The following is a 21,248-nucleotide window of genomic DNA, read 5'->3' on the forward strand; positions in this document are numbered from 1 at the left end:
CAACGGAGGATTAGAACACCGCCGCGGATCCGCTCTCGGCTTCCGGAACCTCACCAACTACATAGCCCGCTCGCTCCTGGAATCCGGCGGATTCAGACCGGAACTACACCCTCAATTCTGAAGAGCCGGATTAGTGCGTAGCATTTCACCTAGTTGTCAGGGGGACAGCTACTTACCTTGGGGGTAATAATTGAAAACTTCACATCTCCGTCGGGGCCTCTGCGCCATTGTTGCCGCGGGAACACTTTTAGTCGGTGCCGGCCTAACTCCCGCTTCCGCCGAGCCAAACAACCCCGACATCCTGGAGACATCAACTAAACCGATGAACGTCATTGGTTTTGACAAGAAGATTGCCAAACAGAATGGATACGACATCCGAAAGGATGATCGAGGCGTGGAATATACGATTCCTGAGGACACACCCCAAGGCTCCATGGAAGGGGCACGGTTTATGCCGGGGCAAGAACCGTCAGGTGAGGCTTCCAGTGGTGTCACGCCCTTCAATACGACGTATGGCGATTGTGGTACAGCCACACTGACTGGGGCAGGAAAGAGCTTCAGCACCGCTTACGCCATCACCAACACGTGGCTAGGTTTCGCAACTTCGCACACGTGGAGGGTGCCGGTCGCATCAAGCCAGGGGTACCAAATTTACAATCTGGACGGCCTTGCCCCTGCGTTCTCGTATAGCTGGACCGCCAGCCGCAGCATTTCGTTCCGTGGTTGGCCATACAACAGCTATGTCTCTAACGGGCAAGTAGTTACTGCTCTCGGCTTTGTCTGTTCGTCGATGTCGCCTTCGGATTCTTGGTACGGCGAGTGATTTGAACCATGGGCCCCGCTTCCACTATTAGGTGGTAGCGGGGCCCGCTTTATGCCCCCAAAGGTGCCAGGGTTCGAATATGTCTCTACGGTTGCTCGTCTAGAGCTTTCAGGAAAAGTTTCGGGTCGAGCATTGTCTCATCGGAAACAACTAAGTGAGTCGAATTTCGACGCGTTGCAAAGTAGCCTGAGTATGGAAGAACGGTAATCGCATTGATCCCGGCCTTCCAGGCATCGACAAGTGGAAGCTTCGGATAATGAGTGGGAGCAACGGCCGTCGTTAGTCGATCCCATTTCATAAAAGCATCCTTATCAATTCCTGCCCAGCCATATTCTGTCACCCAGAATGGCGGAATGACGGGATGTAATTGCTGCCCCGAGCTGGAAATCCGGATCATTTCTTCCTGGGAGACAGAGGCTTCCTGCGCCTCTCGGGAGTCGTACCACGCCCAAACCCGGCGCCACTCTCTCTCCCAGCGGTCTTCCCAAATCTGTTTGGATTCATCGTCAGGCAGGGCCGACGATCCCGTCTTGGGAACGGGAGAGAGGTCCGGAAGGTTCGCCTCGGTGGACAGTGACCAAGCAAAATGGATGAATAAGAGCATCTTTACCGGTTGAGCATGGTTTTCTACACTCAAACGCATGTCATGCGGTAACTTTCCGAGATGTCTGGATCCAGTTCCGAGCATTGCTTCCCCCTCTGCATCTTCGCTATCGTTCCGTATCGCTAAGCATGCCACTCACCCGTATCGAGTGCTAGCCATACACCAGTTCCAAGCTTTAAGTGGGCGCGTCAAGCCATTCTCTAGGCCGTGTGCATTCTGACCCATTTTTCGATGTTGAGGCTTGGTGACGATCGCCGAGGCTCCCTTTAGGCGGAGTCTTTGCTAGTCGTGGAGAATGTCCCTTATGGGTGTGCTCTTTGACTATTTCTCCGCTGGGACTGATGAGGAAGCCGCGGCCGTGATTGATCGGCCAGGCCGTCCTGAAACTGAGGAGGTGGTCGTTCCGGAGGCCGAACCGAAACGGGGTATTTTCGACCGCAAACGTCGGCCGGCTGCACCTGTTACTGACGCCGTAGCTGAGCAATTTCGTTACGACGTTGTCTCCGTGACAGATATCGATCCTGTCGTGCAGCTGGGGACGCTGGAGGAGCTGCTGACGGGCCGCCCATACGACGACATCGTTGACGACCCTCGGAGCGGACATGCTGTCGCGGTTCGGAGCGGCGGTGAGCGCCTGGTGCTGACGCTGACCGATTCCGTCTGCGCGGGGCTAGCCAACGCCAGCGACGACTTTCTTGTGCAAGTGGCGGGTCCGTGGTCGGAGACGGGAGAATTTTGGGGCGCAGCGGATCCCAAGGTTCTCGCGGACTTCCTGAAAGAGCTGTCGGGCTTGGCTCGACGGGCAGAGGCTTCAGGAAAACGTCTCTACTGCTGGGCGTCTGTGTAGCCTGTGGCCGATTTTCCCCCTTGCGACGATGTCTGCGGAGTCCTTGAGCAGCATGTGAGGAACTTCTTCGATGGACGCGAGATTCAAGCCTTCACCTGGCCGTCAGGTCCGATCCTGGAGCAGAACCCACACTTCCGAGTCTTGCGAGTAGCCCCGTCGACCCCCCCAAGAACTATGGACCTACGTTTCTGTTGGTGGGTGGGCTGCAACAGAACCACAGAACGTTGGGACTGAATTCATACTCTGCACGGCCGCCGAAGACATTCGTGCCGTCGAACTGCTCGCGATGACTGTCTTCTACCACCGTGGGGGCAAGCTGGGCCTTGGGCATACCCTCCCTTTGGGTGAGCCGTGGATGGAGGGCTCCATGTGTGACCACTTTTTGGTGTCCTTGCCATACCCATTCGGCCCCGACTTGGAGATCGTTCACGTCGGCGACCGTCACGTGGAGTTCCTTTGGCTGCTACCGATAACGGAAGCAGAACGCGATCTCAAAGTAGCCGGCGGTCTTGAAACGCTGGAGTCACGCTTTGAAGAAGTCGGTCTTCACTATTGGGAGATCGATCGAACTTCAGTCGTGTAGCTCTGCGGCCAAGCCTGACCAAGTGTCCTGTTACCGGCGTTCGCTCACTAATCCCGGATCGTCATTCCCGCGTACGCCAGTTCATGAAGGGGTGTGAGGTTGTCAGCACCCTGAAATTCAAAGAAGTACTACAGCCTCTGGGCTGACCCCGGAAGTACTGAGCTGTCGGTAAATCTGGCGGGTGATGTATCGCTTGAGACTGCGGATGATTTCTTTCTTAGTGCGGCCTTGGCTTGTTCGTTTGGCGACATAGTCTTTGGTGGCTGGGTCGCGGTTCATTCTGATGAGTGCGATGGTGTAGATCGCTTTGTTGAGTTGGCGGTCACCTCCGCGGTTTAGCCGAAATCTTGTGGTGCCGCCTGATGAGGCTGGGACGGGACAGGTGCCGGCGAGGGCTGCGAACGCGGCTTCGGAACGCACTCTGCCGGTATGTGACCAGGCTGTGAGGATGATCGCCGCCAGAACGGGACCGATGCCGTAGACCTGCAGGAGTGACGGTTGCACTTGCTGCACGAGTGTTTCGAGCTCTGAGTGGTTCTTGGCCATTTGTTCCTGCAGGGTCACGATTTGCTTGGCTAATCTGACCGCTTCGCGGCGGCAGGTCTGGACACCGAATTCCTCGTCCCGTTCCCGCCAGGCTGCAATGGTGTTGATTTGGGTGACCGATAGCGGTTTACGGGCGTCCATGCCGAGGTCCACGACGCGAAGGAGGGCCGTGAGAGCGTTGATCGCTGCGGTGCGTTCGCGGGCCATTGTCCGGCGAGCATTGGAGAGGATCCGCAGTGCCATGTGGTTCTGGCCGGAGCGTGGTTCCAGAAGACGGTCCATCGGGATACTCAGGGTCGCGCGTGCTGCACGGGCGGCGTCGAGGGAATCGGATTTACCTTGGTACCTGCCCAACCGCTGGTTGGGGACAGGCGCTTCAGTGACTTGGAAGCCGATGTCGCAGGCCTGTTGCCGCAGTTTGGCGCCGTACGATCCTGTGCCCTCCATAGACAGTAGAACTTGTTCAGGAGAAGCATCTGTACGGCGCAGGATCCAGGCCAGGGCGCGGTTGCCTCCGGTTGCGTTGGCCGGGAATGTTTCGTTGGCTATTTCCCCGCCGTTCGCGGTGTCGATGATGGCCAGGGTGTGGGTTTTGGCGTGTGTGTCAATGCCGACGACGAAGGGGAAGTGCTCTGCAACGATCATCTTTTTCCTCCTTGTTGCTGGGAATGGAATCGCATCGTTGGGTTACGGCGTGGCAGGTCTGTAATGGGCCACACCCGCTGCGCGGGTGGGCATGCTTCTAATCAGGCCAGCGCTGTAGACAGAACCGATGCCGGGCCGACAAGAGTGGACATATCCAAGCAAGCGCACTCCGGAAAGCTCAGTTCGGAGGCAAACCCATGGGTGAGTCACACCCCAGCCAGGCCACAGCACCAGACTGCCAGCCGCTCACAGAGCAACCGGGTAAAGACTTACAGATCATGGGTATTACCCGGGACGCCGCAGCCTCTGCCGGGCAACTCTCCGCGGAGTTGCTCGGGGCCATGGCTTATGGCGAGTTGTCCGCTTTCGGACGGCTGGCCCTGGATTCCCGCTATGCCCCCACGCTTCATGACAGGTCGGTGCTTTCGAAGATCGCCGTAGGGGCCTACGGGAACTTTGCCCTCCTCAGCGACCGGTTGGCCGAGATGGGTGTCAACCCCGAAGAAGCCATGCTGCCGTTTCAGCGCTCCTTCGATCATTTCCATGAGCGCACCAAGCCTGGGGACTGGTTCGAATCCGTCATGAAGGCCTATGTCATCGATACGGTTTCATCGGATTTCTACAAGGCTCTCTCGATGTTCCTCGATCCAACTACACAGCATTTCGTGGAGCGCGTTGCTTCCCCGGATCAGGCCACCGAAGTCCTTCGAGTCCTACTGAGGCGGTCGCTGGCAGATGACCCGCGACTGGCCTCGCGCCTCGCCCTGTGGGGCCGCCGCCTGGTGGGCGAGGCGTTAACGCAGGCGCAGCGCGTCGGCATGGAGCACCCACTGCTGGGCCCCACGCTGAAAAGCGGCGGGGACGCGCGTGCTGCGGTCAAAAGGCTGACGACCGAACTCGCCGATAAGCATGCACGCAGGATGACGGGGCTGGGCCTGACGGCGTAGCTGCCTGGCTTCCGCTAGACGCTGTCCAAAGCCTCCAGCAGCGACTTGGCTGCCGCCGTCGGATCCGTTGCCTCGGTGATGGCGCGGACCACCACGATCCGGCTGGCTCCGGCGGCCACCACCTTTTCAACGTTGCCGTGGTCGATGCCACCAATGGCGAACCAGGGGAGGGTTACGTCGTCGCCTGAGCGCTTCTCCGTTTCTGCGGCATATGTGACCAAGTCCAGGCCAACGGCCGCCCGGCCGGGTTTGGTGGGTGTTGCCCAGACCGGACCCACGCAGAAATAGTCCAGTCCCAAGGGGCCTTGGGAGGTGGTCACTGCTGCATCGACTTGTTCCGGTGTGTGGGTGGAAAGCCCGATGCCGGTGACGTTCGGCAAGAGGGTCCGGGCGGCCGTCAAAGGCAGGTCCTTCTGCCCTATGTGGAACACAGGAGCCCCGGAAATACTGGCAACATCGGCCCGGTCGTTGACGGCCCACAGCCGTCCATGCCGTTGTGCGACGCTCCGCAGGACGGCCAACATCTCAAGTTCCTCGCCAGCTTCAAGGGTCTTGTCCCGGAGCTGGATGATGTCCACTCCGCCTTCAAAAGCGGCGTCCACAAAGTCTTCAAAATCGCCCTGCCGTTGACGCGCATCGGTGCACAGGTAGAGGCGGGCGGAGGCGAGGGCATCAGGCTGGGTCATGGAAACCAGCGTAGTTCCTCTAAACTGGGCACGTACTGCGGGAGCCGCGACGTTCGTTATATGACTGTCCGGCTGAGAGGGCTTCAGCGCCGACCGCTTGACCTGATCCGGCTAGTACCGGCGTAGGGAAGGAACCGAGTGGCAGATCCCCGCCATACCCCTCTCCAGGCAGATGTCGCCGTCATTGGTGGCGGCGTCATAGGCCTCGGCATCGCTCACGAAGCCCGACGACTGGGCCGTTCAGTTGCGCTGATCGACCCGGCACCCGGCTCGGGCGCATCGTTCGCGGCGGCCGGCATGCTTGCGCCCGTCAGCGAACTTCATTACCAGGAGGAAGACCTTCTTGAGTTAATGCTCGAGGCTTCGCTGCTGTGGCCGTCCTTTGTGGCCAGCCTGGACCAAGGCGCGGAGGACAGCGGATACCTCACCACGCCTACCCTCGCCGTGGGTGCCGACGCAGCCGACCGCAGGGCACTCGCAGATTTACGCTCGGTCCAGCTTGCGGCGGGCTTGGGAGTGGAACCTCTCGCCCTGCGGGACGCGAGGCAACGCGAGCCGCTCCTCAGCCCTCAGATTTCCTGCGCTTTCGACATTCCCGCCGACCACCAGGTCGATCCCAGAAAACTGACGGCATGCCTCCTGGCTGGATTGGCAAACCACTCGCCACGGGACCCCTCCTGGGTGTCGGGAGCCGATGACGGATTTGCACTTGCTTCCCCGGCACGCCGTTTGCTGTGGGATGGCGGCCAGGTTTCGGGAGTCGAGCTTGGGTCCGGAGCTGCTGTCCTCGCCGGAGAGACCGTGGTGGCCAACGGACTCGGGGCGTCGCAACTGTCCGGACTCCCTGATGGCCTGAGCCTGCCGCTGAGGCCGGTTTACGGTGACATTCTCAGGCTTCGGGTCCCCGAACACCTAAGGCCCTTGCTCACCTCAACACTTCGCGGATTGGTTCGTGGAGTGCCGGTTTACATCGTGCCCCGGGACGATGGAACCGTGGTGATCGGAGCCACGCAACGCGAGGATGGGTTGTCTGCTTCTTCCAACGCGGTCTCGGCGGGCGGTGTCTACCAACTGCTGAGGGACGCCCAAGTATTGGTGCCGGCAGTGGCGGAACTGGAACTCCTTGAATCAACAGCGCGCGCACGCCCCGGAACCCCGGACAACGCTCCACTGCTCGGCAGGGTCCGTGGATCCGACCGCGTCATAGACGGCTTGGTCATCGCCACAGGATTCTTCCGCCACGGAGTACTCCTGACTCCGGTGGCAGCCAGGATCGTGGGGGAACTCATCAGCAGCGGCTCGGCGGACCCCCGCTGGGCTCCCTTCCTGCCCGATCGTTTCGCGGGCAATACCTCCATTCCCCGCGCGCTCACACCAGCAGCACAAACCCCCACCGAGGAAACAGCATGAACATCAAACTCAACGGAACCGATCACGCCGTCGCTGATGACGCCTCCGTCAGCACCCTCGTCACCGCCGTCACCGGCCGCGTCCTGGATCAACGGGGACAAGCGGCCGACGGCGGCAAGCTGGGAGTCGCCGTCGCGCGTAATTCCGAGGTGGTGCCCCGCAGCCAATGGGCCGTCACAGCGCTTGCCGACGGAGACGAACTCGAACTCGTAACAGCAGTCCAAGGAGGCTGAAGAATGACAACAACAAATGCTGACGTTCGCACCACTGAGATTGACGCCGACGCTCTGGTGATCGACGGCGTCGAATTCGGTTCCCGCCTCATCATGGGGACGGGTGGCGCCCCGAGTTTGGATGGCTTGGGAGCCGCGCTCCTCGCTTCGGGGACCGAGCTCACCACGGTTGCCCTGCGCCGCTATTCACCCGCGGAAACGGGATCGCTGTTCCAACTTCTGGTGGACCACAACATCCGCGTGCTGCCGAATACCGCGGGTTGTTTCACTGCCAAGGACGCCGTGATGACTGCTGAACTGGCGCGGGAAGCCCTTGAGACCGATTGGGTGAAACTGGAAGTCATCGCGGACGAACACACGCTCCTTCCCGACGCCGTGGAACTGGTGGAGGCAACGGAACAACTGGTGAACCGCGGCTTCAAAGTTTTCGCCTACACCAATGACGATCCCGTGCTGGCGCTCAGGCTCGAGAACCTCGGTGCCACAGCCGTCATGCCCTTGGGCTCACCGATCGGGACGGGCTTGGGCATCCTGAATCCGCACAACATTGAACTCATCGTGTCCCGGGCCTCCGTACCTGTTGTACTCGACGCGGGGATCGGGACGGCCTCCGATGCTGCCCTCGCCATGGAGCTGGGCTGCGACGCCGTCCTGCTCGCCACCGCTGTGACCCGGGCACAGAACCCCGTGCAAATGGGCCAAGCCTTCAAACACGCTGTGATCGCCGGTAGGCTGGCCAAGCAGGCAGGCCGGATTCCGCGGCGGGAGCATGCGCTCGCATCCTCGGCAATGGAAGGCCGTGCAGAGTTTCTCTAAATGCGGGTTCCTCTCATGAAGGAGCAGTCATGGCAGGCAAGGAAGAGCAGCTGACTAAAGCAGCCATTGATGCTGCCTTGCGCGATCTTCCCGACTGGAAGTACCAAGCGGCGGGCCTTGTGACTGTTTACAAAACCTCGACGGCGGCAGACGCGCTTGCGCTTATCGCCGCGGTGGGGCGGATCGCGGAGGAACAAAATCATCATCCGGATCTGGAATGGCGCTACAACAGGGTCTTCCTACGGTACGTCTCTCACGACGCTGGTGGGCAGGTGACTCAACGTGACGTTGCCGCTGCCACCGCTGTCAGCGAAGCGGCAGTAGGGATAGGTGCCGCTGGGCAGCCCGAGCGGTATCCGGCAGGTTGAGCGGTATCCGGGGCAGAGCGGTATCCGGGGCGTGAGGTGGGCTTAAAGAAGTGGCGTTAAAGCACTAGTGACCGTCACCCGTGGGTGACGGTCACTGGTGCTTTAGTCCTTAAAGTCGCAGCGCCTTGGTGAGCGCCGCAGTATCGTGCTTAGTCCGGCTCCGGCCCAGGAAGAGCACCACAGCAACCGCCGAAGCGGTGCCGAGCACAATCGGCAGCACCCACGGAATCCAGGTTGCGCCGGGTTGGTAGCCCAGGCCGGCGCTGATGAAGGCGATCCAGCTCAGGGTGCCGACAGCTGCTGAGACGCCGGCCGGCAGCGCGATTCCGTATTTGCCGTGCCGCTTGTCGTTGGCCCACACGATGAAACCGGTGGCAATGGTGGCCAGCACCACCACGACGAGAGAAAGCATGAAATCTCCTTAGCGGACGACGGGACGTGGGAATGGTCTAGAGGGCGCCGAAACCTACGCGACGAACTTCCTCGGCGCCGATTTCCACGTAGCCCAGCACGTTGCCCGGGACGATGATCTGGCGGCCTTTCTCGTCAGTAAGGCGAAGCTCGGAGCCCTTGGTCACGGCCTCGGCCACGATCTTGGCGACGGCGTCGGCATCCAAGGCGGATTCGAGCACGATCTCACGGCCAACGTTCTGAATGCCGATCTTTACTTCCACAGCAAGGCCTCCAAGCCAATCAAGGGTTAAGTCAGTCCTCTATTTGTAGCCTAGGACTCTTTGGGGAATCGACTGATTCCGCGCCAAGCTAAACGATAGATCAGATCACTGGCCACATCGAGGTCCAGGTTTCCATCAGTTTCAAGCCAATATCGGGCGCTGACCTGCGCCATTCCGGCCAAACCACGCCCAAGGAGCTGCGCTTCAAGCGGGGGCAGCTTGGTGTCCTCGGCAATGACATGGGCCACGGCGTCCGCGAACGTTTTGTTGAAAGTCTCCAAGCGTGAGCTGACATCGGGGTCGTTAATGAGGTCGGACTCGAACACCAGGCGGTGGGCTTGGTCGTCGTCGGCGATGAACCTGTAATAGGCGCGCATGACGGCCTTGACTCGTTCCTTGTTGTCCGTGGTGGAGTTCAAGGCATTGAGCATCAGCTGGGTCAGGGTTGCCAGGTGGCTGTCCAACAGGGCCATGTAGAGCTCTCGCTTGGACGGGAAGTGCTGATAAAGCACCGGTTTGCTCACATGGGCGGCCTCAGCGATTTCATCCATGGCCGCCCCATGGAAGCCGTTGGAGACGAAAACTTCCAATGCCGCGTTCAGCAACTGTGCGCGGCGCTCGTCCCGCGGCAACCTTGGTGAACGCGTTGTACCTGCCCGTTCCTGCTTGGCCGGTGCCCCATCGTTTGCCCGTGTGCCGTCAGCCACAGTCTGCCGCCTTTCCTTTGCAGTTATGACTACTCTACCGGGGGGTAATATGACCGGGCGGCATCTGCAGGCATACATTGGGGTATGGCCTCAATTGTTGCTGCCCAATCCGCTGCGCCCGCTGTCCTGCCGCCACTGGTGGAACCCGCCGCCGAACTCTCGCCGGCCGAGGTGGAGCGATACTCCCGGCACCTCATCATTCCCGAAATCGGCGCCTTGGGCCAACGCAGGCTTAAGAATGCCAAAGTCCTCGTCATCGGCGCCGGAGGGCTCGGGTCCCCGGCTCTGCTGTACCTGGCTGCCGCCGGCGTAGGCACTCTAGGCATCGTGGACGACGACGTTGTGGACCTGAGCAACCTTCAGCGTCAGGTCATCCATGGAGTGAAGGACGTGGGTACCCCCAAGATTGAATCCGCGCGCAACGCCATTGCCGAGCTCAACCCCTTGGTCAACGTTGTCCTGCACGATGTTCGCCTCGACTCGTCCAATGCCCTGGAGTTGTTCGCGCAGTATGACCTCATTCTGGATGGCGCCGACAACTTCGCTACCCGCTACCTGGTGAATGACGCCGCCGCCATCCTCGGCAAGCCCTATGTTTGGGGCTCCATCTTCCGCTTTGACGGCCAAGTGAGCGTCTTCTGGGCCGAGCACGGACCCACGTACAGGGATCTGTATCCTGAAGCGCCTCCAGCAGGGTCCGTGCCGTCCTGTGGCGAGGGCGGGGTCTTCGGGATGCTGTGCGCGGCGGTCGGCTCGCTCATGGTGACCGAGGCCGTGAAGCTGATCACCGGCGTCGGGCGTTCACTGCTGGGCCGTGTGGCCCTCTTTGACGCTCTGGGCGGAAGCTGGCGGGAGATCAAGGTCTCCAGGGATCCGGAAGCCGAACCCATCACGGAGCTGACCGACTATGAAGCCTTCTGCGGTGTGACGCCACTGGCGGCAACGGACCAGGACCACACGCTTTCGGCCAAGGACCTTGCCCGGATGCTCGCGGAACGTGAGCTGGGGGAGCGGGACTTCGAACTGGTGGACGTCCGTGAGTCCGGTGAGCACAGCATTGTGAACATCGACGGCTCTGTCCTCATTCCGCAGGGCCGCATTCTTTCCGGCGAGGCGTGGGTTGAGCTGCCGCAGGATAAGGACATCGTCTTCCACTGCAAGGCAGGGACACGTTCGGCTGCTGTCCTTGAAGCGGCACAAAAGGCGGGTTACACCCGCGTTAGCCATCTCGACGGCGGAATTCTCGCCTGGGTGCGGGATGTGGAGCCGCAGAAGCCCGTGTACTAGAAGGCGCGGTTGGCTTAGGCGCTTTCGGAGCGGAGTTGCTGGTGATCCACCGGGCATTCGGCGGCCGGGGCAACAGCCGGTGGCTGCTCCACTTGGATGCCGTACAGGGCCTCGAGTGCGGCAACGTAGTTGTCCTGCTGGCCGTTGGCTGCGAGTTCACGCGCCCTGACGGTGGGGATGTGCAGGAGCTGCTTGACCATCCGGCGCAAGGCGAACTCCACCTCTTCGGCAGCGGCAGTACAACCATGCCGGGCGCGGACTTTTTCCATTTCCGCGTCCAGGACGTTCATGGTGTGCCGGCGAAGCGCCACGATGGCGGTGTCCACGGAGCGGGCTTCGCGCTCGGACTCGAAGGACGTGGCGGCACCGTTGACGATTGCGCTGGCCTGGGAGAGTGACTCTGCCTGTTCCTGGGGGGCAGCGAGCCGGACGGATTCAAGCGTCAGGAGTTCGACGCCGTCGAGTTCGCCTACTGCGGGATCGAAATCATGGGTGAGGGCGAGGTCGATCGCGATCAAGGGTTTACCCGAATTGGCCCGGACGCGGGCAAGGTCTGCCGCCTCAACGCGGTTGTCGGATCCGCTGCAGCCGATCATGACGTCTGCAGCGGCAACAGCAGCGGGAAGAGTGTCGGCGTCGAGCGCTGTTCCGCCGCGGGTGGCGACGAAGCCTTCGGCGCGGCCGGATGAGGAATAAACGGAAACTTCCGTGCAGCCGCGCTCACGGAGAAGCGACATGGTAGCGCCGGCGTAGGCCCCGGTCCCGAAGACAACCACTTTTTTGGTGGACCAGTCATCGTTTTCGGCGAGGTCGGTGGCCAGGTCCAGTGCGACGGAAACGATGGAAAGCCCGCGCGAGCCCAGGGCGGTTTGGGCTCCAACATCCTTGGCGGTCTTCGACGCTGCCTGGAAGAGGCGCACCAAGCCGGAGCTGGCAGTGCCTTCCTGCTGCGCGGTGATCAGTGCCCGCCTCACCTGGCCTGCAATTTCGCGCTCACCCACTACGGCAGAATCCAAGCCGGCGCTCACGGCGAAGAGGTGCCTGGTGACGTCCGGGCCGGTGTGGGTGGCAAAGGAGCGGGAGACGAGTTGCTCGTTGAGGCCACTGAGTTCGCTGATCCGGGAAACGAGGGCGGAACGGGCTGCCTCAAGGTCGGCGCCGTTGGCAGTTTCGCCGTAAACCTCATAGCGGTTGCACGTAGCCAGGACCACCGCGCCGGAGACAACGGAAGAGTCTGTCAGGGCTGCCGAGGCAAGCTCAGAGGAACCGTTGCTCAACTGAGCGACAGTTTCGAGGTCGATGTCGGCGTGTGTAGCCACCAATGAGAAAAGAACCACAGCACCCCAATCATAGCTTTTTCGTAGCCCGGTAGAACAATGTGGCGCCGTGGTGATCCACACGCAGGCGAGTGATCCCGGCCACAACGGCCCGGGCGGGGCGCGACGTGACAGCTTGTCGTTATCTTTTGCCCCGGATTTTCGGCACAATCGAAGGCATGACTTCTAGCGCGGCAGCATCCAACAGTACGGCCTCCAACGCCCCGACGGGAACCCTCGGCGCCAACCACCCTCTGAAGGACGGTCGCACCTCGGACTCACCGCTGATCACGGCATACCGCGGTGGCACGCCGTCCCGCAGGCCTGTCTGGTTCATGCGCCAAGCCGGCCGTTCCCTGCCGGAGTACCTGAAGGTTCGCGAGGGCGTGGCCATGCTGGACTCGTGCCTTCGCCCGGAACTGGCAGCCGAGATTACGCTCCAGCCTGTTCGACGCCATGACGTGGACGCCGCGATCTTCTTCTCGGACATCGTCATCCCGCTGAAGCTTGCGGGTGTTGGAGTGGATATTGTTCCTGGCGTGGGACCTGTCTTGGATAAGCCGGTCCGGACAGCAGCTGACGTTGCCGCCCTGCCGAAGCTCACTTGGGAGGCCCTCGAGCCCATCCGTGAAGCTGTTCGCCTGACGGTTGCCGAGCTGGGAAAGACGCCCCTTATCGGCTTTGCCGGTGCACCATTCACCCTTGCTGCCTACATGGTTGAAGGGAAGCCCTCGCGTGACCACCTCGGCCCCCGGACCATGATGCACGCGGATCCCGAGACCTGGGCCGCGCTGGCGAACTGGGCTGCCGATACTTCCGGCATGTTCCTTCAGGCCCAGCTTGAGGCAGGCGCTTCGGCAGCACAGCTCTTTGACTCATGGGCCGGATCCCTGGGCTTGGCCGACTACGCCAAGTACGTGGCGCCGGCATCCAAGCGCGCGCTTGACCATGTCCGCGGACTCGGGGCGCCGTTGATCCATTTTGGAACCGGCACCTCCGAACTTCTGGTTGCCATGCGCGACGTCGGCGTGGACGTTGTGGGCGTCGACTACCGGCTGCCTTTGGACGAGGCCAATCGTCGGCTGGGTGGCACCGTGCCGCTGCAGGGAAACATTGACCCCGCTCTTCTGTCTGCACCGTGGGAGGTCCTGGAAGCCCATGTGCGGGAAGTCATCGCAGCCGGCTCGCACGCCCCCGGCCACGTATTGAACCTTGGCCACGGAGTTCCTCCTGAAACGGATCCCACTGTTTTGACGCGAGTCGTGGAACTCATCCATTCCATCCCTGGGGAGTAGGTACAGTGCGCGGGGGGCACGCAACGCCCAGTTCGGACCCCAAAGCAACAGTTTCCGGGCCAGCCGCCGTCGTAGTAGGCGGCGGTATCTCGGGCCTGATCGCAGCCCGGGAGCTGGCCCAAGGCGGTTTGACGGTCACTGTCCTTGAGGCAAGCAACGCCTGGGGCGGTTGCGTGGGAAGCCACACTGTTGCCGGGCTCCGGTTGGACAGCGGGGCGGAGTCGTTTGCCACCCGTTCCACAGCTGTCCCGGACCTCGCGCGCGAGCTTGGACTGGGGGACCGTATTGTTGCCCCGCACCCCGGTGGTGCCTGGGTGCAGTTGCCGGATGGCCCGCAGGAGCTTCCCAAGACGGGAGTGCTGGGAATTCCTGCCAACCCGTGGGACCCCGAGGTGCGGCGATCCTTGGGTCTGGCCGGCGCCATCCGGGCGTCCCTGGACCGGTGGCTCCCGGCTTCTGTCGGAACGTCCTCGGACGTCACCAGTGTGTCTTCCTTGGTTCGGACCCGCATGGGCAAGAGAGTCCTTGAACGTCTTGTTTCGCCAGTGGTCGGTGGCGTGCATTCGGCCGATCCGGCGCTCTTGGACGTTGACATGGTGGCCCCGGGGCTGCGCCGGGGGATCCGTGCCCATGGTTCACTCGCTGCTGCTGTGGGGGCTCAGCGCCGGGCCGCCGCGGGCTCGTCGGTCGGAGGTCCATCCGGTCCCGCGAAAGCCGGTTCCGCCGTCGCGGGCTTGAAGGGCGGCATGAACACCTTGGTGGATGCCCTCGTGGCGGACCTGCGGCAACGCGGTGTTGCGTTGCTCAACGGCCAGCATGCAGATGAGGTCGTCAAGACGCAGGAGGGCTGGCGGGTCACCGCCGCGAAAACCACGTACGACGCCGGCCGCCTGGTGGTCGCGCTTGACGGCCCGGGCGCTGTAGGGCTGCTGGAGAAGTCCCTGCCTGAACTGTCCGGCCTGCGTCCCGCTGCGGGGCCCTTGGTGAGCCTGGTGACCATGGTGGTGGACTTGCCGCAGCTTGATGGCAGGCCCCGCGGAACCGGGATCCTGGTAGCGCCTCAAACCCCGGGGATCAAGGCCAAAGCCCTGACGCATGCAACGGCGAAGTGGGATTGGCTGGCCGACGAAGCGGGTCCGGGTACCCACGTTTTGCGCCTCTCCTATGGTCGGCGCGAAGACGCTGGTGGGGGAGCGGACCTTGTCCTTGACGACGAATCGCTCCTGGCTGCAGCTTTGGAAGACGCTTCCGCACTGCTGACCGTGCCGGTTTCTCGGACGGACATGGTGGACTGGGATGTGGTGCGGTGGGCCGGCGCCTTGCCGTTCGCCGCCGTCGGTCATAAACAGCGCGTGGAGCAGGTGCGCCAGGTTTGCGCTGCTGTGGACGGACTCACTGTGGTGGGCGGCTGGTTGGCTGGAAACGGCCTGGCTGCAGTAGTGGCTGATACGCGGGCACAACTCGCCGCCGGATGACCTGGTTTGTGATTTGCGTCACTTCTACGCCTTGTAGAACTAATCCGTTTCGACTTAGCGGCTGGCACGGGGCAAACTTGAAGCATGAGCCACACTTCTGCCGAATCTGTCACTAAAACTGCTGAAACCGAAGAACAGTTCTACACGCTGTGGACGGTCTTCAAGCGCTCGGCCGACGTCCTGCGCAGCGGCGATGCTGCCCAGGAATTCGAAGCCCTTGAAGGGAAGCTCGCGGAGGGCGGCGTGATCCTCCGGGGAAGCTATGACGTCTCGGCCATGCGCTCGGACGCTGACATCATGGTGTGGCTCCACGGCCCAAAGCCCGAAGACCTGCAGGCAGCTGTCCGATCCATCCGCCGCAGCAAGCTCTTCGCAGGAACGGACATCGTCTGGTCCGCCATGGGCGTGCACCGCGAAGCTGAATTTTCCAAGAGCCATGTTCCCGCTTATGCCCGTGGCGTCGAGCCCAGCACCTGGCTCTGCGTCTACCCGTTCGTGCGCTCCTACGAGTGGTACCTGCTCCCGACGGACGAGCGCGGCAAGATGCTCCGCGACCACGGGCTGCTTGGACGCGAATTCCCGCAGGTCATCTCCAACACCGTGTCCTCATTTGCCCTGGGCGACTGGGAATGGATTCTCGGCTTGGAAGCACCCGAACTTGTTGACCTCGTGGACTTGATGCGCCACCTTCGGTCCACCGAAGCGCGCCACCACGTCCGCGAAGAAATCCCCTTCTACACCGGCCGCCGAGTCACGGCTGCCGAGATTGCCGAGGTCCTCGCATGACCCAGCCTGTTGTCTCCACAGCACCGAACGCCGTCACTGAGCGTGGGCGCCAGGAACCCAAGCGATACGACGCCGTGCTGCTCGCGTCCTTCGGCGGTCCTGAAGGCCAGGACGACGTCATTCCCTTCCTGCGAAACGTCACCCGTGGCCGCGGCATCCCGGACGAGCGCCTCGAAGAGGTCTCGCACCATTACCGCGCTTTTGGTGGGATCAGCCCCATCAACCAGCAGAACCGTGAGCTGAAGGCCGCCATCGAGGCGGAATTGGCGCAGCGCGGCATCGATCTGCCGGTCCTCTGGGGCAACCGGAACTGGGACCCGTACATCGCCCCGGTCCTGCAGGACGCCTACGACGCCGGACACCGCCGGATCCTGATGCTCACCACCAGCATCTACTCCTGCTACTCCAGCTGCCGCCAGTACCGCGAAGACATCGGCATTGCGCTCACCGAGACCGGTTTGGACGGCAAGCTTGAAGTGGACAAGATCCGCCAGTACTTCGACCACCCGGGCGTAGTCCAGCCCTTCCTTGAGGGAACGGCCGCCGGCCTGGAAGAGATCCGTGGGAAGCTCGCCGAGGCAGGCGAAGCAGACCCCGACTCGAAGATTCGTGTCCTGTTCGCCACCCACTCCATTCCCACCCGGGATGCGGAGGCCGCAGGCCGGTCCGAGGATGAACCGCGTGAATTCGCGGAGGGCTCGGCGTACGCAGCACAGCACCTGGCCAACGCCCAAGCCATCATGGACGTTGTGGCACCGAACGTTGCCTGGGATCTCGTTTACCAGTCCCGCTCCGGAGCCCCTCACATTCCGTGGCTTGAACCGGACATCAATGACCACCTGGAGGAGATCGCCCCAGCAGGCGTCCGCGGCGTGGTGATCGTTCCCCTTGGCTTTGTCAGCGACCACATGGAAGTTGCCTGGGACCTCGACACCGAGGCACTGGAAACCTGCAAGAACCTGAACATCGAGGCCACCCGTGTTCCAACCCCGGGCACGCACGCCGCTTTCGTTTCCGGCCTGGTGGACCTGATCTGCGAACGCACTGTGGAAAACAACATTGCCGCTCGTCCCCACGTCACGGACCTTGGCCCTTGGTACGACGTCTGCCGTCCCAACTGCTGTGAGAACTTCCGCGGGGCGAAACCCGTCATCTCCGAAGTTGGCGCCGGCATCGGTATCGGCCACGATGCCTATCCTGCTCCGGAGGCCGCCAAGTGACTGTTCGCATCGGCACCAGGGCGAGCAAGCTTGCCTTGACGCAGACGCAGCAAACTGCGGATCAGTTGGCTGCTGTTGGCGGCTTCCCGGTGGAGCTCGTGCACATCAAGACCGAGGGCGACGTCAAAACCGGATCCCTTTCCCAAATGGGCGGCACAGGCGTGTTCGTTGCTGCCCTGCGCGATGCCCTGCTCGCTGAGACATGTGATGTCGCGGTGCACTCCCTGAAGGACCTGCCCACCGGTGCCGCTCCAGGCCTCAGCATTGCCGCAACACCCCAACGGGTGGATGTCCGCGACGTTCTCTGTGCACGCGACGGCATGACGCTGGCCGAACTGCCCGGCGGCGCCAAAGTGGGCACGGGCTCGCCACGGCGCGCCGCTCAGCTTCGGGCTGCACGCCCGGACATTGAAGTACTGGATATCCGTGGGAATGTGGACACACGCCTTGGCCGTGTCCCGGGATTGCCGGGAAACATCACCGATGAAGTTGTCCCGGGCAAGTCCTGCGACCTCGACGCCGTGGTGTTGGCCGCTGCGGGCTTGGAACGCATGGACCGCTTGGACACCGTCAGCGAGTTCTTCGAATCCGACGTCATGCTGCCCGCCCCCGGCCAAGGAGCACTGGCCATCGAATGCCGCACCGGCGACGCCCCCCGTTTGGCAGGCTCCACCGAAGGGTCCAACGGGGTACTGGCGCAAGCCCTTGCCGCGCTGAACCACGACGACACCCGCCTCGCCGTCACGGCCGAGCGCGCCGTGCTGGCCAGACTGGAAGCCGGCTGTGCAGCTCCCGTAGGTGCCTACGCCTTCCGCAAGGGCAGCATGCTGCACCTTGAAGCAGTCGTTTGTGCCGTGGATGGCACCAAGACCGTCCGGGAAAAGAAAGCCACCGACGGTCTCACGGAGGTCGGAGCAACGTTGCTCGGCATCGAAGTGGCGGAGCTCTTGCTTGCTGCAGGCGCCGCGGAGATTGCGGACCTTGCCGCGTCCTGAGCCGCATGTAATAAACGGGCTGACCGGTCGGCGTGTCCTGATCACCAGGACCGCCGACCGCGCGCGCCCGCTGGCGTCGCTCCTGCGTAGCTGTGGAGCCGAGCCGCTGCTACTGCCGCTTATCGACTTTGAGAGGGCGGGGGAGCAAGCTCCCCTTGACGCCGCCTTGGAGCGTTTGGTGGCCGGCGATTTCGATTGGCTGGTGCTCAGCAGCATCACCACGGTGCGGGTTCTGTTGGAGAAAGCTGCTCAGCTCGGCGCTGCCCTCGCGGCCCTGGTACCAGAGGGAACAAAGGTGGCCACGATCGGTTCGTCATCCCGGCAGGTCGTTGAATCCGTCGGCCTCACTGTCGCTTTGGCGCCCGCCGATGTTCAGTCTGCCGAAGGGTTGCTTGCTGTGTGGGAGCCAGCCGGCGGAAGGGTTTTCCTGCCACAAGCCGATATTGCGGCGCCCGCCCTGCGGGAGGGTTTGGTCGCGCGCGGTGCGGACGTGACATCCGTTGTCGCCTATCACACAGTCGATTACCCTGCCCGTGCGGAAGCCCGCCTGACAGCGGAACTTCCCTCCGGCGTCGTGGTTTCCGGCACGGACATGCCCGCAACGCTCAGCCCGGAAGAGGCGCGCGCCGCAATCGACGCCGAAACCTTGGACGCCGTAGTAGCGGCTTCGCCCAGCGCTGCGCGTCGCATCGCCCAAATCCTCCCGGCCTTGGGCAGCTGCCGCTTGATCGCCATTGGACGTCCGACGGCGGCAGAGGCCTCCCGTAGGGGCCTCACCGTGGCCGCAATCGCCACAGAACCAACCCCGGACGGTGTAGTGGCCGCCTTGGAATCAGTTTTCGCCAACGAAGGGAATTCGCCATGAGCTTTCCAAACCATCGTCCCCGCCGCCTGCGCACAACACCTGCCATGCGCAGGCTCACCGCCGAGAACCGCCTGGCGCCTGCGGACCTGATCCTTCCGGCATTCATCAGGGAAGGCCTCACTGAACCGAGCCCCATCAGCTCCATGCCGGGCGTCGTTCAACACACCACTGAGTCCCTGAAGCGGGCCGCCGCGGAAGCCGTGGAGTTGGGCGTCGGGGGCATCATGCTGTTCGGTGTGCCCGCTGTGCGTGATGCGCAGGGCACCGCTTCGCTGGATCCGGATGGCGTCCTGAACAAGGCCATCCGTGACGTCAAAGCGGAGGTGGGCGATGACCTGGTGATCATGGGTGACGTTTGCCTGGACGAATTCACGGACCACGGCCACTGCGGTGTCCTCGATTCCGATGGCTACGTGGACAACGACGCCACGCTGGAGATCTACGGCCGGATGGCTGTGGCCCAGGCCGACGCCGGAGCCCATGTCCTGGGGCCCTCCGGCATGATGGACGGCCAGATCGCGGTCATCCGTCAAGCACTCGAAGAGTCCGGCCACAAGAACACGGCAGTCCTTGCCTATGCCGCCAAGTACGCCTCAGCGTTCTACGGCCCGTTCCGTGAGGCCGTGGATTCCCAGCTCAAAGGTGATCGCCGTACCTACCAGATGGACGCGGCGAACCGTCGGGAAGCCATCCTGGAAGTTGAGCTGGACCTTGAAGAAGGCGCCGACATGGTCATGGTCAAGCCAGCCATGAGTTACCTGGACATCCTGGCTGATGTTGCGGCCATGAGCCCGGTGCCGGTCTCGGCCTACCAAATCTCGGGCGAGTACGCCATGATCGAAGCGGCTGCGGCCAACGGCTGGATTGACAGGCGCGGTGCCATCACAGAATCCGTCCTAGGCATCAAGCGTGCCGGAGCCGATACCGTCCTGACCTACTGGGCCTCCGAACTGGCAGGCTGGCTGAAGGAGTCCTGATGTCCTCTTTTCCCGCTGAATCCGCTGCAGCTTCAGAATCCGAAGCCCCGGCCGACCCCGCCGCGCCGGTGGCACCCAACGAGATCCTGCTCGGCCTGAACACTTTCGGCGACGCCGGGGTGGACGCCGACGGGAACCCGAAGGAACATGCCCGGGTCCTGCGCGAGCTGCTGCAGGAAGCGAAGCTGGCTGACGCCGTCGGAATCCATGCTTTTGGTGTGGGGGAGCATCACCGCCGCGATTTCGCGGTGTCTGCGCCCGAGGTCTTCCTTGCAGCGGCAGCCGCCGTGACCTCACGGATTCGCTTGGGATCCGCCGTTACGGTGCTCAGCTCCGATGATCCGATCCGGGTTTTCCAGCGTTTCGCCACGGTGGATGCAATATCAAATGGCAGGGCTGAGGTAATGCTCGGCCGGGGTTCGTTCGTGGAATCCTTTCCCCTGTTTGGTTTGGACCTGGCGGACTACGAAGTCCTGTTCGAGGAAAAGCTGGAGCTGTTCGATAAGGTTCGGGCACAGAAACCGGTCCATTGGGAGGGGCGCACGCGGCCCAACGTCAACGGGCTTCAGGTGTACCCCAAATTGCAGCACCATTTGCTGCCGGCCTGGATTGGCGTCGGAGGAACACCCGAGTCCGTGCTGCGCTGTGCCGAATATGGCTACCCCATCATCTTCGCCATTATCGGCGGAGAGCCCCGACGTTTCGCACCGCTGGTGAACCTGTACCGTGAGGCGATGGCCAAGTACGGCCATCCGATGCGGCAGATCGCAACGCACTCACCCGGTTTCATTGCTGACACGGACGAGGCCGCCCGCGAGGAACTTTTCCCGCATTGGCTGGAGCAGCGCAACAGGATCGGGTCCGAGCGTGGTTGGGGTCCAGGGAACCGCGGCGAGTTTGATGCAATGTGCGGCCCTGAAGGCGCGCTCTATGTTGGCTCCCCGGAAACCGTGGCTCAGAAGATCGCCTTGCTCAAGCGGAACCTTGGTGTGGACCGCTTCGACCTCAAATACAGCAACGGAACATTGCCGCATCAATCAATGATGCGCTGCATCGAGCTCTACGGCACCGAGGTGGCCCCGCGGGTTGCCGAGCTGCTCTCCGCAGCATCCTAGGCAGCGGCCATGCCGCTCCTGAATTACT

At 62.4% G+C, this 21,248-nt stretch carries 23 protein-coding genes, 1 pseudogene and 1 riboswitch; of the genes and pseudogenes, 17 read left to right on the forward strand and 7 right to left on the reverse strand.

Going from position 1 to position 21,248, the window contains the following annotated elements; all coding sequences use genetic code 11:
• Positions 1–322: 322 nt before the first annotated feature.
• On the forward strand, positions 323–823 hold the full coding sequence (locus tag ACLRGI_RS15255) for a hypothetical protein (RefSeq protein WP_419202468.1): 501 nt from the start codon (positions 323–325) through the stop codon (positions 821–823).
• 85 nt (positions 824–908) lie between these two features.
• Here the strand turns inward: ACLRGI_RS15255 and ACLRGI_RS15260 are convergent, their stop codons facing one another.
• Positions 909–1,511 (reverse strand): hypothetical protein, encoded by a 603-nt coding sequence (locus ACLRGI_RS15260; RefSeq protein WP_419202469.1) that lies wholly within the window; start codon positions 1,509–1,511, stop codon positions 909–911.
• 220 nt (positions 1,512–1,731) lie between these two features.
• Between ACLRGI_RS15260 and ACLRGI_RS15265 the strand changes: the two genes are divergently transcribed.
• On the forward strand, positions 1,732–2,274 hold the full coding sequence (locus ACLRGI_RS15265; protein WP_419202470.1) for a hypothetical protein: 543 nt from the start codon (positions 1,732–1,734) through the stop codon (positions 2,272–2,274).
• A 172-nt stretch (positions 2,275–2,446) separates the two neighbouring features.
• Positions 2,447–2,857, forward strand: a pseudogene (locus tag ACLRGI_RS15270) (suppressor of fused domain protein); the annotation flags it as partial.
• 117 nt (positions 2,858–2,974) lie between these two features.
• Here ACLRGI_RS15270 and ACLRGI_RS15275 read toward each other — a convergent pair.
• Positions 2,975–4,048 (reverse strand): IS110 family RNA-guided transposase, encoded by a 1,074-nt coding sequence (locus ACLRGI_RS15275; protein ID WP_419202471.1) that lies wholly within the window; start codon positions 4,046–4,048, stop codon positions 2,975–2,977.
• Positions 4,049–4,326: 278 nt separating this feature from the next.
• Here ACLRGI_RS15275 and ACLRGI_RS15280 point away from each other — a divergent pair, with 278 nt between their 5' ends.
• Complete coding sequence (locus tag ACLRGI_RS15280) at positions 4,327–4,995, forward strand: ferritin-like fold-containing protein (protein WP_419202472.1); 669 nt, start codon at positions 4,327–4,329, stop codon at positions 4,993–4,995.
• Between the two features lie 14 nt (positions 4,996–5,009).
• Here ACLRGI_RS15280 and thiE read toward each other — a convergent pair whose 3' ends face one another.
• Entirely contained in the window at positions 5,010–5,681 is a 672-nt protein-coding gene (gene thiE, locus ACLRGI_RS15285; protein WP_419202473.1) for a thiamine phosphate synthase, read from the reverse strand.
• Between the two features lie 27 nt (positions 5,682–5,708).
• A riboswitch (TPP riboswitch) is annotated at positions 5,709–5,828 on the forward strand.
• Between thiE and thiO the strand changes: the two genes are divergently transcribed.
• The 4 genes from thiO to ACLRGI_RS15305 all read left to right on the forward strand — a co-directional run bounded on the left by thiO (position 5,820) and on the right by ACLRGI_RS15305 (position 8,508).
• The gene (gene thiO / locus ACLRGI_RS15290) at positions 5,820–7,091 is read left to right on the forward strand and encodes a glycine oxidase ThiO (protein ID WP_419202474.1); all 1,272 of its coding nucleotides are present in this window, start codon (positions 5,820–5,822) and stop codon (positions 7,089–7,091) included. It overlaps the preceding riboswitch by 9 nt.
• Complete coding sequence (gene thiS, locus ACLRGI_RS15295; protein ID WP_419202475.1) at positions 7,088–7,324, forward strand: sulfur carrier protein ThiS; 237 nt, start codon at positions 7,088–7,090, stop codon at positions 7,322–7,324. Before thiO ends, thiS begins: the two co-directional genes overlap by 4 nt.
• 3 nt (positions 7,325–7,327) lie before the next feature.
• Complete coding sequence (locus ACLRGI_RS15300) at positions 7,328–8,140, forward strand: thiazole synthase (RefSeq protein WP_419202476.1); 813 nt, start codon at positions 7,328–7,330, stop codon at positions 8,138–8,140.
• Between the two features lie 29 nt (positions 8,141–8,169).
• Positions 8,170–8,508: a 4a-hydroxytetrahydrobiopterin dehydratase gene (locus tag ACLRGI_RS15305; RefSeq protein ID WP_419202477.1), complete on the forward strand. Its 339-nt coding sequence runs from the start codon at positions 8,170–8,172 to the stop codon at positions 8,506–8,508.
• Between the two features lie 109 nt (positions 8,509–8,617).
• On the opposite strand, the gene ACLRGI_RS15310 is transcribed toward ACLRGI_RS15305, so the two are convergent.
• From ACLRGI_RS15310 to ACLRGI_RS15320, 3 genes are read right to left on the reverse strand one after another with little or no spacing between them, the layout of a single operon-like run.
• Positions 8,618–8,920 carry a hypothetical protein gene (locus tag ACLRGI_RS15310; protein ID WP_419202478.1) on the reverse strand — a complete coding sequence of 101 codons (303 nt, stop codon included), beginning with the start codon at positions 8,918–8,920 and terminating at the stop codon, positions 8,618–8,620.
• Between the two features lie 37 nt (positions 8,921–8,957).
• On the reverse strand, positions 8,958–9,182 hold the full coding sequence (locus tag ACLRGI_RS15315) for a DUF3107 domain-containing protein (RefSeq protein WP_011775412.1): 225 nt from the start codon (positions 9,180–9,182) through the stop codon (positions 8,958–8,960).
• Positions 9,183–9,232: 50 nt separating this feature from the next.
• Positions 9,233–9,967 (reverse strand): TetR/AcrR family transcriptional regulator, encoded by a 735-nt coding sequence (locus tag ACLRGI_RS15320; protein WP_419202479.1) that lies wholly within the window; start codon positions 9,965–9,967, stop codon positions 9,233–9,235.
• A gap of 6 nt (positions 9,968–9,973) precedes the next feature.
• Here ACLRGI_RS15320 and moeB point away from each other — a divergent pair, with 6 nt between their 5' ends.
• Positions 9,974–11,176 carry a molybdopterin-synthase adenylyltransferase MoeB gene (moeB, locus tag ACLRGI_RS15325; protein ID WP_419202480.1) on the forward strand — a complete coding sequence of 401 codons (1,203 nt, stop codon included), beginning with the start codon at positions 9,974–9,976 and terminating at the stop codon, positions 11,174–11,176.
• 14 nt (positions 11,177–11,190) lie between these two features.
• Here moeB and ACLRGI_RS15330 read toward each other — a convergent pair whose 3' ends face one another.
• Positions 11,191–12,513, reverse strand: coding sequence for a glutamyl-tRNA reductase (locus ACLRGI_RS15330; RefSeq protein WP_419202481.1), 1,323 nt, complete (start codon positions 12,511–12,513; stop codon positions 11,191–11,193).
• A 158-nt stretch (positions 12,514–12,671) separates the two neighbouring features.
• Between ACLRGI_RS15330 and hemE the strand changes: the two genes are divergently transcribed.
• The 8 genes from hemE to ACLRGI_RS15370 all read left to right on the forward strand — a co-directional run bounded on the left by hemE (position 12,672) and on the right by ACLRGI_RS15370 (position 21,220).
• Positions 12,672–13,787: a uroporphyrinogen decarboxylase gene (hemE, locus tag ACLRGI_RS15335; protein ID WP_419202482.1), complete on the forward strand. Its 1,116-nt coding sequence runs from the start codon at positions 12,672–12,674 to the stop codon at positions 13,785–13,787.
• Positions 13,788–13,792: 5 nt separating this feature from the next.
• Complete coding sequence (gene hemG / locus ACLRGI_RS15340; RefSeq protein WP_419202483.1) at positions 13,793–15,262, forward strand: protoporphyrinogen oxidase; 1,470 nt, start codon at positions 13,793–13,795, stop codon at positions 15,260–15,262.
• A gap of 84 nt (positions 15,263–15,346) precedes the next feature.
• Positions 15,347–16,048, forward strand: coding sequence for a hydrogen peroxide-dependent heme synthase (hemQ, locus tag ACLRGI_RS15345; protein WP_419202484.1), 702 nt, complete (start codon positions 15,347–15,349; stop codon positions 16,046–16,048).
• A complete protein-coding gene (locus ACLRGI_RS15350) occupies positions 16,045–17,268 on the forward strand; it encodes a ferrochelatase (protein ID WP_419202485.1) in 1,224 nt (407 codons plus the stop codon). Before hemQ ends, ACLRGI_RS15350 begins: the two co-directional genes overlap by 4 nt.
• Positions 17,265–18,263: a hydroxymethylbilane synthase gene (gene hemC, locus ACLRGI_RS15355; RefSeq protein ID WP_419202486.1), complete on the forward strand. Its 999-nt coding sequence runs from the start codon at positions 17,265–17,267 to the stop codon at positions 18,261–18,263. Before ACLRGI_RS15350 ends, hemC begins: the two co-directional genes overlap by 4 nt.
• The gene (locus ACLRGI_RS15360; RefSeq protein WP_419202487.1) at positions 18,250–19,128 is read left to right on the forward strand and encodes a uroporphyrinogen-III synthase; all 879 of its coding nucleotides are present in this window, start codon (positions 18,250–18,252) and stop codon (positions 19,126–19,128) included. Before hemC ends, ACLRGI_RS15360 begins: the two co-directional genes overlap by 14 nt.
• Entirely contained in the window at positions 19,125–20,105 is a 981-nt protein-coding gene (hemB, locus tag ACLRGI_RS15365) for a porphobilinogen synthase (protein ID WP_419202488.1), read from the forward strand. Before ACLRGI_RS15360 ends, hemB begins: the two co-directional genes overlap by 4 nt.
• Positions 20,105–21,220, forward strand: a complete 1,116-nt coding sequence (locus ACLRGI_RS15370; protein ID WP_419202489.1) for an LLM class flavin-dependent oxidoreductase — start codon at positions 20,105–20,107, stop codon at positions 21,218–21,220. Before hemB ends, ACLRGI_RS15370 begins: the two co-directional genes overlap by 1 nt.
• Positions 21,221–21,248: the final 28 nt, after the last annotated feature.

This window comes from Paenarthrobacter sp. PPS72, from assembly GCF_048537125.1.
GTDB classification, from domain to species: domain Bacteria; phylum Actinomycetota; class Actinomycetes; order Actinomycetales; family Micrococcaceae; genus Arthrobacter; species Arthrobacter nitroguajacolicus_E.

Excerpts from the sequence above, each read along its gene's own strand:
- ACLRGI_RS15255 (WP_419202468.1), top strand. The coding sequence starts at position 323 with ATGAACGTCATTGGTTTTGACAAGAAGATTGCCAAACAGAATGGATAC.
- hemB (WP_419202488.1), top strand. The coding sequence starts at position 19,125 with ATGAGCTTTCCAAACCATCGTCCCCGCCGCCTGCGCACAACACCTGCC.
- ACLRGI_RS15350 (WP_419202485.1), top strand. The coding sequence starts at position 16,045 with ATGACCCAGCCTGTTGTCTCCACAGCACCGAACGCCGTCACTGAGCGT.
- ACLRGI_RS15305 (WP_419202477.1), top strand. The coding sequence starts at position 8,170 with ATGGCAGGCAAGGAAGAGCAGCTGACTAAAGCAGCCATTGATGCTGCC.
- moeB (WP_419202480.1), top strand. The coding sequence starts at position 9,974 with ATGGCCTCAATTGTTGCTGCCCAATCCGCTGCGCCCGCTGTCCTGCCG.
- ACLRGI_RS15265 (WP_419202470.1), top strand. The coding sequence starts at position 1,732 with ATGGGTGTGCTCTTTGACTATTTCTCCGCTGGGACTGATGAGGAAGCC.
- ACLRGI_RS15280 (WP_419202472.1), top strand. The coding sequence starts at position 4,327 with ATGGGTATTACCCGGGACGCCGCAGCCTCTGCCGGGCAACTCTCCGCG.
- ACLRGI_RS15320 (WP_419202479.1), bottom strand. The coding sequence starts at position 9,967 with ATGTATGCCTGCAGATGCCGCCCGGTCATATTACCCCCCGGTAGAGTA.
- ACLRGI_RS15300 (WP_419202476.1), top strand. The coding sequence starts at position 7,328 with ATGACAACAACAAATGCTGACGTTCGCACCACTGAGATTGACGCCGAC.
- hemE (WP_419202482.1), top strand. The coding sequence starts at position 12,672 with ATGACTTCTAGCGCGGCAGCATCCAACAGTACGGCCTCCAACGCCCCG.
- ACLRGI_RS15275 (WP_419202471.1), bottom strand. The coding sequence starts at position 4,048 with ATGATCGTTGCAGAGCACTTCCCCTTCGTCGTCGGCATTGACACACAC.
- ACLRGI_RS15370 (WP_419202489.1), top strand. The coding sequence starts at position 20,105 with ATGTCCTCTTTTCCCGCTGAATCCGCTGCAGCTTCAGAATCCGAAGCC.
- ACLRGI_RS15260 (WP_419202469.1), bottom strand. The coding sequence starts at position 1,511 with ATGCTCGGAACTGGATCCAGACATCTCGGAAAGTTACCGCATGACATG.
- thiE (WP_419202473.1), bottom strand. The coding sequence starts at position 5,681 with ATGACCCAGCCTGATGCCCTCGCCTCCGCCCGCCTCTACCTGTGCACC.
- hemQ (WP_419202484.1), top strand. The coding sequence starts at position 15,347 with ATGAGCCACACTTCTGCCGAATCTGTCACTAAAACTGCTGAAACCGAA.
- thiS (WP_419202475.1), top strand. The coding sequence starts at position 7,088 with ATGAACATCAAACTCAACGGAACCGATCACGCCGTCGCTGATGACGCC.
- ACLRGI_RS15310 (WP_419202478.1), bottom strand. The coding sequence starts at position 8,920 with ATGCTTTCTCTCGTCGTGGTGGTGCTGGCCACCATTGCCACCGGTTTC.